At 74.1% G+C, this 12666-nt stretch carries 12 protein-coding genes and 1 riboswitch; of the genes, 7 read left to right on the top strand and 5 right to left on the bottom strand.

Annotated elements, in window-relative coordinates:
• Positions 1 to 38: 38 nt before the first annotated feature.
• Both K7787_RS20345 and K7787_RS20350 read right to left on the bottom strand, forming a co-directional pair.
• Entirely contained in the window at positions 39 to 668 is a 630-nt protein-coding gene (locus K7787_RS20345) for an MBL fold metallo-hydrolase (protein WP_169438896.1), read from the bottom strand.
• Positions 668 to 1753 (bottom strand): S-(hydroxymethyl)mycothiol dehydrogenase, encoded by a 1086-nt coding sequence (locus tag K7787_RS20350; protein ID WP_164394471.1) that lies wholly within the window; start codon positions 1751 to 1753, stop codon positions 668 to 670. Before K7787_RS20350 ends, K7787_RS20345 begins: the two co-directional genes overlap by 1 nt.
• 228 nt (positions 1754 to 1981) lie before the next feature.
• On the opposite strand from K7787_RS20350, the gene K7787_RS20355 reads away from it, so the two are divergent.
• From K7787_RS20355 to K7787_RS20365, 3 genes are all read left to right on the top strand, one after another.
• Complete coding sequence (locus K7787_RS20355) at positions 1982 to 2338, top strand: nuclear transport factor 2 family protein (RefSeq protein WP_164394469.1); 357 nt, start codon at positions 1982 to 1984, stop codon at positions 2336 to 2338.
• A complete protein-coding gene (locus K7787_RS20360) occupies positions 2326 to 2565 on the top strand; it encodes a hypothetical protein (protein ID WP_223002459.1) in 240 nt (79 codons plus the stop codon). The genes K7787_RS20355 and K7787_RS20360 overlap by 13 nt, the downstream gene beginning before the upstream one ends.
• A gap of 130 nt (positions 2566 to 2695) precedes the next feature.
• Positions 2696 to 2780, top strand: a riboswitch (ZMP/ZTP riboswitch).
• A 20-nt stretch (positions 2781 to 2800) separates the two neighbouring features.
• The gene (locus K7787_RS20365) at positions 2801 to 3649 is read left to right on the top strand and encodes a bifunctional 5,10-methylenetetrahydrofolate dehydrogenase/5,10-methenyltetrahydrofolate cyclohydrolase (RefSeq protein ID WP_223002460.1); all 849 of its coding nucleotides are present in this window, start codon (positions 2801 to 2803) and stop codon (positions 3647 to 3649) included.
• Here the strand turns inward: K7787_RS20365 and K7787_RS20370 are convergent, their stop codons facing one another.
• Positions 3650 to 3793, bottom strand: a complete 144-nt coding sequence (locus K7787_RS20370; protein ID WP_223002461.1) for a hypothetical protein — start codon at positions 3791 to 3793, stop codon at positions 3650 to 3652.
• A gap of 248 nt (positions 3794 to 4041) precedes the next feature.
• Between K7787_RS20370 and K7787_RS20375 the strand changes: the two genes are divergently transcribed.
• Positions 4042 to 5277 carry a glycosyltransferase gene (locus tag K7787_RS20375; RefSeq protein ID WP_223002483.1) on the top strand — a complete coding sequence of 412 codons (1236 nt, stop codon included), beginning with the start codon at positions 4042 to 4044 and terminating at the stop codon, positions 5275 to 5277.
• Positions 5278 to 5491: 214 nt separating this feature from the next.
• Here K7787_RS20375 and K7787_RS20380 read toward each other — a convergent pair whose 3' ends face one another.
• Together K7787_RS20380 and K7787_RS20385 are read right to left on the bottom strand one after the other, a co-directional pair.
• The gene (locus K7787_RS20380) at positions 5492 to 6859 is read right to left on the bottom strand and encodes an SGNH/GDSL hydrolase family protein (RefSeq protein ID WP_247721111.1); all 1368 of its coding nucleotides are present in this window, start codon (positions 6857 to 6859) and stop codon (positions 5492 to 5494) included.
• Between the two features lie 114 nt (positions 6860 to 6973).
• Positions 6974 to 8488 (bottom strand): sodium:solute symporter family protein, encoded by a 1515-nt coding sequence (locus tag K7787_RS20385; protein ID WP_223002462.1) that lies wholly within the window; start codon positions 8486 to 8488, stop codon positions 6974 to 6976.
• Positions 8489 to 8855: 367 nt separating this feature from the next.
• Between K7787_RS20385 and K7787_RS20390 the strand changes: the two genes are divergently transcribed.
• Genes K7787_RS20390 through K7787_RS20400 form a run of 3 tightly spaced genes read left to right on the top strand, consistent with a single transcriptional unit; the run spans position 8856 to position 12660 of the window.
• Entirely contained in the window at positions 8856 to 9401 is a 546-nt protein-coding gene (locus K7787_RS20390; protein WP_223002463.1) for a (2Fe-2S)-binding protein, read from the top strand.
• Positions 9398 to 11809 carry a xanthine dehydrogenase family protein molybdopterin-binding subunit gene (locus K7787_RS20395; protein ID WP_223002464.1) on the top strand — a complete coding sequence of 804 codons (2412 nt, stop codon included), beginning with the start codon at positions 9398 to 9400 and terminating at the stop codon, positions 11807 to 11809. Before K7787_RS20390 ends, K7787_RS20395 begins: the two co-directional genes overlap by 4 nt.
• A complete protein-coding gene (locus K7787_RS20400) occupies positions 11806 to 12660 on the top strand; it encodes an FAD binding domain-containing protein (RefSeq protein ID WP_223002465.1) in 855 nt (284 codons plus the stop codon). Before K7787_RS20395 ends, K7787_RS20400 begins: the two co-directional genes overlap by 4 nt.
• Positions 12661 to 12666: the final 6 nt, after the last annotated feature.

Raw genomic sequence — 12666 nt, forward strand, 5'->3', positions numbered from 1 at the left:
CCCGCTTCCGCTGTACCTGCCCCCTGTGCCCGCGCGGCTCAGTGGCCGCGGGCGATCCACTCCTCCAGGTGGGGCGCCTCGGCGCCGATGGTGGTGCTGTCGCCGTGGCCGGTGAGGACCTTCGTCTCGGGCGGCAGCGTCAGCAGGCGGTCGCGGATCGAGTCGATGATCGTCGGGAAGTGCGAGTAGGAACGGCCGGTGGCGCCGGGCCCGCCCTGGAAGAGGGTGTCGCCGGTGAAGACGGCGCCGAGACCCGGGTCGTACAGGCAGACGGCGCCCGGGGCGTGGCCGGGAGTGTGCAGGACGGTGAGGTCGGCGCCGGCCGCCTCGATCACCTGGCCGTCGGCGAGGTGCTCGTCGGGCTCCCGGTCCGGGTGGGTCATCCGCCACAGCGGCAGGTCGTCGCGGTGCAGCCAGATCTTCGCGCCGGTGCGGTCGGCGAGGGCGGGCGCGGCGTCGATGTGGTCGTTGTGCGCGTGGGTGCACACGATCGCGGTCAGCCGCCGGTCCCCCACCGCCTCGGCGATCGCCTCGGCGTCGTGGGCGGCGTCGATGACGACGGCCTCGTGGTCGTCGCCGACGATCCACACGTTGTTGTCGACGTCCCAGGAGCCGCCGTCGAGGGTGAACTTGCCGGAGGTGACGAGGCGTTCGATACGGGCGGCCATCACAGCACCACCACCGAGCGCAGCACGTCGCCGTGGTGCATCCGCTCGAACGCCTTCTCCACCTCGTCCAGTCGGATGGTCTCGGTGACGAACTTGTCCAGCGGCAGGCGGCCCTGGAGGTGGAGGTCGATGAGCATGGGGAAGTCGCGCGAGGGCAGGCAGTCGCCGTACCAGCTGGACTTGAGGGAGCCGCCGCGTCCGAAGACGTCCAGCAGCGGCAGTTCGAGCTTCATCTCCGGGGTCGGCACGCCGACCAGGACGACGGTGCCGGCCAGATCGCGGGCGTAGAAGGCCTGCCGGTACGTCTCGGGACGGCCGACCGCCTCGATGACGACGTCCGCGCCGAAGCCGCCGGTGAGTTCGCGGATCGCCTCGACGGGGTCGGTGTCCTTGGAGTTGACGGTGTGGGTGGCGCCCATGGTGCGGGCGGTCTCCAGCTTGCGGTCGTCGATGTCGACGGCGATGACCTTCGCCGCGCCCGCCAGGTACGCACCGGCGATCGCCGCGTCCCCGACGCCGCCGCAGCCGATGACGGCGACCGAGTCGCCGCGCCCGACGCCGCCCGTGTTGATGGCCGCGCCGATGCCGGCCATCACGCCGCAGCCCAGCAGTCCGGCCACGGCCGGGGAGACGGCGGGGTCGACCTTGGTGCACTGTCCGGCCGCCACGAGCGTCTTCTCGGCGAACGCGCCGATCCCGAGGGCCGGGGACAGCTCGGTGCCGTCGGTGAGGGTCATCTTCTGCCGCGCGTTGTGGGTGTCGAAGCAGTACCAGGGGCGGCCGCGCAGACAGGCGCGGCACTTGCCGCACACGGCACGCCAGTTGAGGATCACGAAGTCGCCGGGCGCGACGTCGGTGACGCCCTCGCCGACCGACTCCACGACGCCGGCCGCCTCGTGGCCGAGGAGGAAGGGGAACTCGTCGTTGATTCCGCCCTGCTTGTAGTGCAGGTCGGTGTGGCAGACGCCGCAGGCCTGGACCCGTACCACGGCCTCGCCGGGCCCGGGGTCCGGCACGACGATCGTCTCGACCCGTACCGGCTCGTTCTTCCCGGGTGCGATCACGCCGCGCACTTCCTGCGCCATGATGGTGGTTCCTTCCGTCGACCGGATGTCCGTCCCTTCCGACCCTACGCGCCGCTGATCGACTACGGCACGAGACCCGGCCGATGTCCCCTCCCCCGCCGCCCTCCCCGCCGCGCGCCTCCCCGCCGTACGGCTGCGCTTGCCGAGCCCGGCGGGGCGGAGGACGCTCGGAGGTGAGGCCCGTCGCGGCCCCTCCGGTCCGGGCCCCGGACCTCGCAGGAGGTCACCATGGCAAGCCCCGCTTTCGACACCGACACACTGCGCCGCGGCATCGAGGAGCACACGGCGTCCACCCTGCTGTCGCTCTACGCGGACGACGCGGAGGTGCGCATCGTGGACCGCGAAGCCCAGCCGAGCCGGCCCAAGGTCCTGCGCGGCCGGGACGAGATCGGCGCCATGCTCGAGGACGTCTACGGCCGGGACATGACGCACGCGCTGGAGCACTGCGTCGTCCAGGGCGACCGCGCCGCGTTCCTGGAGTCCTGCCGGTATCCGGACGGCGTGCGCGTCCTGGCCGAGTCCATGATCGCGCTGCGGGACGGCAAGATCAGCGAGCAGATCATGATCCAGGCATGGGACGAGTAGGGAGGCGGTCCGCGTCGTTCCAGGTCAGCTCCCGGCTGACCTGGACCTTCTCGGCCCGCGCGGGCCTCGGCCACTCCCGCGCCCCGGCCCCCGGCCCGCCCCGCCCGGTCACGACGGCGAGCCGCATCGCCGCCACCGCCCTCCTCCGCTCCCTGCTGCGAGCGGCCCGGCCCCGCGCCCGCGTACGCGCCCGCTCGGGATGCGTACGGCGGGGGCGGCGCAGGTGAGCCGGCCCACTGCGGTGGCACAGGACCCCGGTGGTGCCGCGCCGGGACCGGCGACCGGCAGCCGGCGAGCGGAGGGGCCGTACTCGTCGGGAAACCCGGAGGAGTTCCGCGTCCGGCAGGACGTAAGCTGGCCCGGGACCGTGACTGGCGTTGAGGTGGAGCACCACCGGGGAGCGGTCCCCGTCGAGTCACAGCCGCGCGCCTGGGCGATCCGTCGAACGCCCCGGAGTGGACCATGTCCCAGGCACGTCTCATGGACGGCACCGCGCTCGCCCGCCGCATCGTCGAGCAGACCGCGCGGCGCGCCGCAGAACTCACCGACCGCACCGGCACCGCGCCCTGTCTGGCGACCGTGCTGGTCGGCGCGGACCCGGCCTCCGTCACCTACGTCCGGATGAAGCAGAACCGGTGCCGCACGGCCGGCATCGTCTCCCGCCACGTGGAGTTGCCCGCCGAGACCACCACCGAGGAACTGGTCGGCACGCTGCGCACGCTCTCACAGGACCCCGCCGTGCACGGCATCCTGCTCCAGCATCCGGTCGGCGAACACATCGACGAGCGGGCCGCGTTCGAGGCCATCGCGCCGGAGAAGGACGTCGACGGCGTCACCTTCGCCTCCTTCGCGACGATGAGCTTCGGCGGGCCGGGGTTCGTCTCCTGCACGCCCGGCGGCATCCTGCGGCTGCTGGACGCCTACGACGTGGACCTGGCCGGCAAGCGGGCCGTCGTGGTGGGCCGCAGCGCGATCCTCGGCAAGCCGGTGGGCATGCTGCTGCTCGGCCGCGACGCCACGGTGACGTACTGCCACTCGCGGACCCGGGACCTGTCGGCCGTGGTCCGCGAGGCCGATGTGGTGGTGGCCGCCGTCGGCCGGCCGCGGCTGATCAAGGGCGGGGACGTCAAGCCGGGCGCGGTCGTCATCGACGCCGGCTACAACCCGGGCAACGTCGGCGACGTGGACTTCGAGTCCGCCGCCGAGCGGGCCTCGCTGATCACGCCGGTGCCGGGCGGGGTCGGTCCGATGACCATCGCCACGCTGCTGGAGCAGACCGTGGCCGCCGCCGCCCGGCAGCTCGGCGTCTGATCAGCGCAGCCCGGCGCTGTACGCCATGGCGTCCCCGGCCTTCGTGCCGGACTCGGGCCGGTCGGCGGTGACGGTTTCCTCCAGGCGGGTGCAGGTCTCCTCCCGGCCGAGGACGGCTCCCGTGGCCGGGGGCAGGACGATCACCGCGTACGCCGGGGGCGTCGTACGCGTACGCCTGTCCCGGCCGGCCGAGGCGGTCGGTCGTGTCCGGCATCCGTGCGCACGTCGCTGCGGTGCGTGTGGCGCTCGTCGCCCCGGCAGAGTGTGCCGTGCGGGCCCCTCCCGGACATGTGCGGGTCCGGCGTGCCGGGTGACGGCGCCGACATCCCACGGGTCGCTCACGGGCGGCGGGCCGCCCCGCCCGCATACTGGCCGACGTGCGCGTAGCGATCATGACGGCGGGTTCCCGGGGCGACGTCGCCCCGTTCACCGGACTGGGGCACGGCCTGGCCCGCGCGGGCCACGAGGTCACCCTGGTCACCCACGCGTGCTTCGAGCCGCTGGTCGCGGGCGCGGGCCTCGGCTTCCGCGCGCTGCCGGTCGATCCGCGGGCCGAGCTGGACTCCTCGCGCGGCCGGGGCCTGCACCGCAGCGCCACCAGCGCGGGCAAGATGGTCCGGGCCGTAGGGCTGGCCCGGGCGGCCCTCGCGCAGATGACCGACGACCTGGTCGCGGCGGCCGAGAAGAACGACGTCCTGCTGCTGTCCGGATCGCTCGGGCCGGTCGGGCACGCCATCGCCGAGGCGCTGGGCAAACCCAGTATGGGCGCCCATCTGCAACCCCTGTCCCCCACCCGCGAGTTCGCGCCCCCGCTGCTGGGCGGCGGGCACTGGGGGGCGGCGGCGAACCGGCTGGCCGGGCACGGCGTGAACCTCGCCGTGGACCGGGTCTTCTCCGCGGCGGTGCCCGCCGTGCGCTCCCGGCTCGGGCTGCCCGCCGCCCGCGCCGCGACGCCCTGGCACATCCGCGCGGGGCTGCGCCGCCCGGTGCACCACGGCTTCAGCGAGCTGGTGGTGCCCCGGCCGGGCGACTGGCGGTCCGGGCTCCAGGTGTGCGGCTACTGGTGGCCCTACGACCGGGACGAGACGCTGCCCGAGGAGCTGCTGCGGTTCCTGGACGCCGGGCCGCCGCCGGTCTTCGTCGGGCTCGGCAGCGCCACCGTGCCCGATCCGCGCCGGCTGAGCGGGACCATCGTGCGCGCGCTGCGCCGGGCCGGGCTGCGCGGGGTGGTGCAGCGCGGGTGGGGCGGGCTGGCCGCGGCCGGCGACGACATACTGACCATCGGCGAGGCGCCGCACTCGGCGCTGTTCCCGCGCATGGCCGCCGTCGTCCACCACGCGGGGGCGGGCACGACGGCGGCCGGGCTGCGCGCCGGGGTGCCCGCGGTGCCCCTGCCGGTCCAGTTCGACGAGGGCTTCTGGGCCGACCGGCTGGTGCGGCTGGGGGTGGCCCCGTGCGCCGTGCCGCTGCGCCGGCTGACCGCCGAGACACTGGCCGCCGCGCTCGTACGGGCCACCCGCCACCCGGTCCACCGGGAGCGGGCCGAGGCGCTGGGCGTCCGCATCCGCGCGGAGGACGGCGTCGCGCCGGTGCTGGCGGCGATCGAGGAACTGGCCGGGACGGTCTGACGCCCGGGACGGTCCGGCGCTCCGGGACCGTCCGATGCTCTGGGACCGTCCAGCACCTGGGTCGGTCCGACGTCCCGTCCCGTCCCGGCGGGAGCGCGGCGCGCGGACGCCGTCGGCCCCGGCCGCCGGGAGCGCGGCGCACGGATGCCGTCGGCCCCGGCGGGGGCGCGGCGTACGGATGCCGTTTCGGACCTCCCGCCGCGCCCCCTCCTCCCTATCGCGCCCCCTCCTCGAACAGCCCGAGGGGCACCGCGTTCGCGAGGGCGCGGTAGCCGTTGGGGTCGAGGTGGAGGTGGTCGCCGGTGTCGTACGCCGGGAGCAGCCGGCGCGGGTCGTCCGGGTCGCGGGCCGCCCGGTCGAGGTCGATGACGGCGTCGAACCATCCGCCGGTGCGGATCCACCGGTTGACCGTCTGCCGGGCCGCCTCGTGCGCGCCGGCCGGATCGTCGTACACGTTGCCCCCGAAGGGGGTGAGGGTGGCCCCGTAGACGCGGATGCCGCGGGCGTGGACGCGGGTGACGATCTGCCGGTAGGCGCCGACGAGGTCGGCCGCGATCCGCCGGGACGCCGCCGGTGTCGTACCCGCCGTGCCGATGTCGTTGACGCCCTCGAAGACGATGAGCCGGTCCACGCCGCTCTGCGCGAGCACGTCGCGGTCCAGGCGGGCCAGGGCGTTGGGGCCGAGGCCGTCGTGCAGAACGCGGTTGCCGCCCGCCGCCTGGTTGACGACCGCGATGTCGGCCGTGGCGGGGCGGGCGCGCAGCCGCTCCTGGAGCCGGTCCGGCCAGCGGTCGTTGCCGTTGGTGGTGGAGCCGCGGCCGTCGCTGAGCGAGTCGCCGAGCACGACGGCGGCGGACGCGCTGCGCTTTGACCACACCTCCAGGCCGCTGAGGAAGTACCAGTGGTCGGCGGTGACCGCTCCGGTCAGGTCCGTGTCGTTCACGTGGTCGCCGACGGCCATGTAGGACGTCGTACGGGACCCGGGGTGCGAGGTGAGGGCGGTGGAGGCCTGGCCGTCGGCGAGGTAGAGGGTCACGGTCAGGTCGGCGCCCGGGCGCAGGTCGAGGTCGATCGGGTCGCTGACCGCCTGCGCGCCCTGCGGGACGACGAAGCCCCGCTGCCCGCCGAAGGCGACCGGGCGGGCGCTGCCGGGCACGATCGCGCCGGTGCCCGCCTTCCCGCCGGCCGGCCGGGCCACGGACACCTCGGTGACGGGCAGGTCGGCGCCGCCGAACGCGTTGGACAGGCGCAGCCGCACCTGCCGGCCGCCCACGCCGACGTGCACGGTCTGGCGCAGGGTGGCGTTCCGGAACACGTGGTCCGTGCCGGTGAAGGGCGCGGGCGGCATGTTGCCGGGCTCGGTCAGTTGGGGCATCGACGTCCAGGTGTCGACCCAGTGGCCGTTCGCGGTCGCCGCCGTCGGGGCGGCGGGATGCGGGGCGGCGGGCGCTCCGCCGTCGTGGGCGCCCGGCGCCGGGTGCGCGGCGCAGCCCGCCGTGGCGGCGGCCAGCGCGGCCGCGAGGCCCACCAGCGCGGGCGCTCGTTTCGTCCGTCGTCGTTCGCGTCGCGTACGTCGTTCCATACGGGGTGTGCCTCCGTCGCGCCGGTCTCGGTCTCTGTCTCGCGTGCGGGGTGCGGGGTGTGTGCGGTGGGCGGCCGGTCGGGTCGGTCCGGTACCCAGGCGGTCCGCGCGGTCTCAGGCCTGTTCCGCGGCCGGGTGCGGGGCGGTCGGCTCCGGGCCCGGCTCCGGGCCGGAGACCGCCGCGACGACGGCGTCGGCCCGCTCGTCGGGTTCCGGCAGCAGCAGGCCGAGGCCGGTGTAGACGACGAGCGAGGTGACCAGCGGGGTGACGACCACGGTGGTCTGGGAGGCCCCGTCCAGGCCGTACTTGACGAGGAAGTAGCCGCCGAGACCGAGCGCCCAGGAGGTGAGCGCCGCCCGGGGGCCGCAGCGGCGGAAGGCGGGGAGCAGGCCGAGCAGCATCGGGATGGAGATCGGGCCCATCACCGCCGCGACCATGCCGACGATGATCCCGAGGACCCCGCCGAAGTGGTCGGCCTCGACGGCGACGGCCATGGAGACGGTGATGAAGACGACCGTGACCACGCGCGCCGTCAGCAGGCCCCGCCGGGTGCTCGCGCCCCGGAAGGAGGGCAGGAGGGCGGGCAGGATGTCACGGGTGACGACCGCGGAGATGGCGTTGGCGTCGGAGGAGGCCATGGCCATGGTGTGGGAGAACATCCCGGCCAGCGTGAGGCCCACCAGCCCGGCCGGCAGGTAGGACTGCGCCATCAGGGCGTACGTCTGCTGCGGGTCGGCGACGTGCGGCATGAGCACCGGCGCGGCGACGGCGGGCAGCAGCAGCACGGCGGGCCAGACGAGGTAGAGGGCGGCCGACAGCACCGCCGAACGGCGGGCGGCCCGCGGGGAGTCGGTGGCCATGTAGCGCTGGGCCAGGTTCCACATGCCGCCGTTGTACTCGAAGATCTTCACGATGACGTACGCGGTGAGGAACCCGGCGGTGTAGGGGCCGACGAGGGGGTCGGTGTGCCCGGTGGGGAGCCGGCGCCACAGGGTGCCGAGGCCGGAGGGGCCGCCGAGCCGGTCGAGGACCACCCACATCATCGACAGCGCGGCCACGCCCTGGATGAGGAACTGCCCGAACTCGGTGAGCGCGTCCGCCCACAGGCCGCCGACCGTGCAGTACAGCAGGGTGACGACGCCGGTCAGCAGGATGCCGTCCGCCATCGGCATACCTGTGAAGACCTTGAGCAGCACGGCGACGGAGGCCCATTTGGCGGCCACGTCGAACACCTTGAGCAGGGCGCCGCTCCAGGCGAGCGCCTGCTGGGTGGGGACGTCGTAGCGGCGCGCCAGGTACTCCAGCGGGGAGGCGACCCGGTAGCGCCGCCGCAGCCGGTTCCAGCGGGGCGCGAACAGCCAGGCGCCGAGGCCGGTGCCGAGGGCGAGCGGCAGGAAGGCCCAGACGTAGACGGTGATGCCGTAGGTGTAGGCGACGGCGGCGTAGGCGACGAAGACGGCGGCGCTGTAGCCGGACATGTGGTGCGAGACGCCGGTCAGCCACCAGGGCATGCGGCCGCCGCCGGTGAAGTAGTCGGAGACGTCGCGCACGCGCCGGTGCGACCAGACGCCGATGAGGAGCATCACCACGAAGTAGCCGCCGACGGCGGCCCAGTCGAGCCAGTGCATGGGCAGACCTTCTTGTGATCCGGGGGTTCGAAAGTTTCGATGCGCTTCACCGGCCGATGGTCATGTATGTGAACAGTCGTCATGAATACGAATGACTCGGGGAATGTAGAGGCCCCCGCTCATCGAGGTCAAGGGCTCCGCGTCGAGCGATTCCCCCGTCCATCTGCCGGACGGGAAGCCACCGAGACGCCCACCTCTGGCCGCCGACCCCTTGCCGACTTACCACCGAAACTTTCGATGCGTCTGCCCGCCCCGGAACAGACCCCGTCACACCACTCGCCGCGCCCCGGGCTCGGTCATAGAGTGACCTACACCACACCGGTCGCTGATTTCCCTCATGCACGCCCGGACGGTCCCTGGAGGGCACATGACCCATATCTCGGTCACGGTGGACGGCACGGTCTACGAGGACGAGGTGGAACCCCGTCTCCTGCTGGTCCACTATCTGCGCGACCGGCTCGGCCTGACCGGCACCCCGGTCGGCTGCGACACCTCCAACTGCGGGGCGTGCACGGTCGAGCTGGACGGCATGAGCGTCAAGAGCTGCACGGTGCTCGCGGTCCAGGCGGACGGCGGCGAGGTGACCACCGTGCAGGGGCTGGCCCGCGACGGTGCGTGGACGCCGCTGCAGCGCGCGTTCCACGAGCGGCACGCGCTCCAGTGCGGCTACTGCACCCCCGGCATGATCATGGCCGCCCGCGATCTGCTGCGCGAGAACCCGCACCCCACCTCCGGCGAGGTGCGCCAGGCGCTCGAAGGCAATCTGTGCCGGTGCACCGGCTACCAGAACATCGTCCGCGCGGTGCTCGCCGCCGCCGAGGAGACCACCGGGGAGACCGCCGGACAGGACTCCGCCGCCGGCGACGGCGCGAGCGGCCGGCGGACCGCGTCCGGGCAGGAGGTGACGGCATGACCGACCAGGCCGTCCACGCAGCCGAGGAAGCCGGGGGCGAGGTCGGCCGGGCCCGGCTGCGCAAGGAGGACGCCCGGCTGATCACCGGGCAGACCAACTGGACCGACAACATCTCCGTCACCGGTCTGCTGCACCTGGCCTTCCTGCGCAGTCCGATGGCGCACGCCCGCATCGAGCGCGTGGACGTCTCCCCCGCCCTGGAACGCCCCGGCGTCGTCGCCGCGTTCACCGGCCGCGACCTCGCCGACGCGCTGGGCCCGCTGCCGTGCGCCTGGCCGGTCACCGAGGACATGGTGCTGCCGGACCATCCGCCGCTGGCCGTGGACGAGGTGCGGCACGCGGGCGACCCGGTCGCGGTCGTGGTGGCCCGCGACCGGTACGCGGCCGCCGACGCGCTGGAGGCGATCGAGGTCGACTACGAGCCGCTGCCGCCCGTGCTGGACCTGGAGGCCGCGCTCGCCGAGGACGCCCCGCTGGTCCACGCCGACAAGGGCACCAACCGCGCCTACGACTGGCCGCTGAAGGCGGGCGAGGACTTCGCCGCGGTCCGGGAGCGCGCCGACGTGGTCCTCGAACGGCGCTATGTGCAGCAGCGGCTCATCCCGAACGCGATGGAGCCGCGCGCGGTCGTCGTCACCCCGCTCGCCGCCTCCGGCGAGTACACGGTGTACTCGGCGACGCAGATCCCGCACATCCTGCGGATCATGCTCTCGGTGGTGTGCGGGGTGCCCGAGCAGAAGCTGCGGGTCGTCGCCCCCGACGTGGGCGGCGGCTTCGGCTCCAAGCTCCAGGTGTACGGCGAGGAGGCGGTCGCCCTGGCGGTCGCGCGCAGGCTCGGCCGGCCGGTGAAGTGGACCGAGTCGCGCTCCGAGGGCTACCTCGCCACCCACCACGGCCGCGGCATGATCCAGGACGTCCGGATCGCCGCCACCCGCGAGGGCCGGCTGCTCGGCCTCAAGGTGGACCTGCTGGCCGACATGGGCGCCTATCTGATGCTGGTCACGCCGGGCATCCCGATCCTGGGCGCGTTCATGTACCCGGCGATCTACAAGATGGACTCCTACGAGTTCGCCTGCACCGGCGTGTTCACCACCCGCACCCCCACCGACGCCTACCGCGGCGCCGGCCGCCCCGAGGCCACCTTCGCCATCGAGCGGATCATGGACGAGCTGGCCGCCGAGCTGGGCCTGGACCCGGTGGAGGTGCGGCGGCGCAACTGGATCCGGCACGAGGAGTTCCCGTACACCTCGATCGCGGGCCTGACCTACGACAGCGGGAACTACGAGGCCGCCACCGACAAGGCGCTCGCCCTGTTCGGCTACGACGCGCTGCGCGCCGAGCAGCGCGAGCGCAACGAGCGCGGGGACGCCGTACGCCTGGGCATCGGCGTGTCGACGTACACGGAGATGTGCGGGCTCGCGCCGAGCCGGGTGCTGCGGGACCTCCGGTACTCGGCCGGCGGCTGGGAGGCGGCGAGCATCCGGATGCTGCCCACCGGGAAGGTCGAGGTGGTCACCGGCACCAGCCCGCACGGGCAGGGGCATGTGACGTGCTGGAGCCAGATCGCCGCGGACGTGCTCGGCGTGCCGTTCGAGGACGTCGAGGTGGTGCACGGCGACACGCTGGTCGCCCCGCAGGGCATGGACACCTACGGCTCGCGGTCCCTGGTCGTGGGCGGCGCGGCGGTGCACCGGGCGGCCGAGAAGGTGGTGGACCGGGCGCGCAAGGTGGCCGCGCATCTGCTGGAGGCCAGTGAGGACGACCTGGAGTTCAAGGGCGGCGTGTTCTCGGTGAAGGGCTCGCCGGAGGCGCGGCGCACCATCCAGGAGGTCGCCTTCGAGACGTTCACCTCGCACGACGTGCCCGACGGCATGGAGCCCACGCTGAACGCCGGGCATGTGCTCGACCCGGAGAACTTCTCCTACCCGCACGGCACCCATCTGTGCGCGGTCGAGGTCGACACCGAGACCGGGCAGACCCGCATCCGGTCCTACGTGTGCGTGGACGACGTGGGCCGGGTGATCAACCCGATGATCGTCGAGGGGCAGGTGCACGGCGGTCTCGCCCAGGGCATCGCGCAGGCGCTGTTCGAGGAGGCGGTCTACGACGCGGAGGGCAACCTGGTGTCCGGCACGATGGCCGACTACCTGGTGCCGTCGGCGGCGGACCTGCCCGAGTTCACCACCGACCGCACCGAGACGCCCGCCACGTCCAACCCGCTCGGCGCCAAGGGCGTCGGCGAGGCGGGCACGATCGCGTCCACGCCCGCCGTGGTCAACGCGATCGTGGACGCGCTGCGCCCGTTCGGGGTGACCGACGTACGGATGCCGTGCACGCCGGAACGGGTCTGGGAGGCCGTCCGGGCCGCCGGGTCCGGCCGGCCGGCACAGAAGGAGGCCGCGCAGTGATTCCCCCCGCGTTCGACTACGTCCGGCCCGACACCCTGGAGGAGGCCGTGCGCGTCCTCGCCGAGGCGGGCGAGGAGGCGAAGGTGCTGGCCGGCGGGCAGAGTCTGTTGCCGTTGCTGCGGCTGCGGCTGGCCTTCCCCGAACTCGTCGTGGACGTGGGGCGGATCCCCGGTCTGCGCGGGGTGCGCGAGGACGGCGACACGCTGGTGATCGGCGCGCTGACCACCCACCACGACGTGGTCCACGATCCGCTGGTGCGGCGGTACGCGGGACTGCTGGCGCAGGCCACCGAGACGGTGGCCGACCCTGCCGTACGGCACCGGGGCACCCTCGGCGGTTCCCTCGCCCACGCCGATCCGGCCGGCGACCTGCCCGCGGTGGCGCTCGCCCTGGACGCCGAACTGGTCGCCGTGGGACCCGGCGGTCGGCGTAGCGTCCCGGCGGGCGAGTTCTTCGCCGACTACCTCCAGACCGCGCTGGCCCCCGACGAGCTGCTGGTGGAGGTGCGGGTGCCCGAACGGGAGGGCTGGGGCTTCCGGTACGAGAAGTTCCACCGGGTCTCCCAGTCCTGGGCGATGGTCGGGGTGGCCGCGCTGGTGCGGCGCGCGGACGGGCGGATCGCCGAGGCGCGGATCGGGCTGACGAACATGGGCCCGACCCCGCTGCGGGCCACGGCGGCCGAACAGGCGCTGGCCGGGGCGGCGGACCCCGGGGCCGTGGCCCGGGCCGCCGGGTCGGCGGCCGAGGGCACCCGGCCCTCGCGGGACGCCTCAGCCTCGCCCGAGTACCGGGCGCACCTGGCGCGGGTGCTGACCGAGCGGGCGGTCCTGGCCGCCGCCGGGACGGGGTGAGCGCCG

This window comes from Streptomyces sennicomposti, from assembly GCF_019890635.1.
Classification (GTDB): domain Bacteria; phylum Actinomycetota; class Actinomycetes; order Streptomycetales; family Streptomycetaceae; genus Streptomyces; species Streptomyces sennicomposti.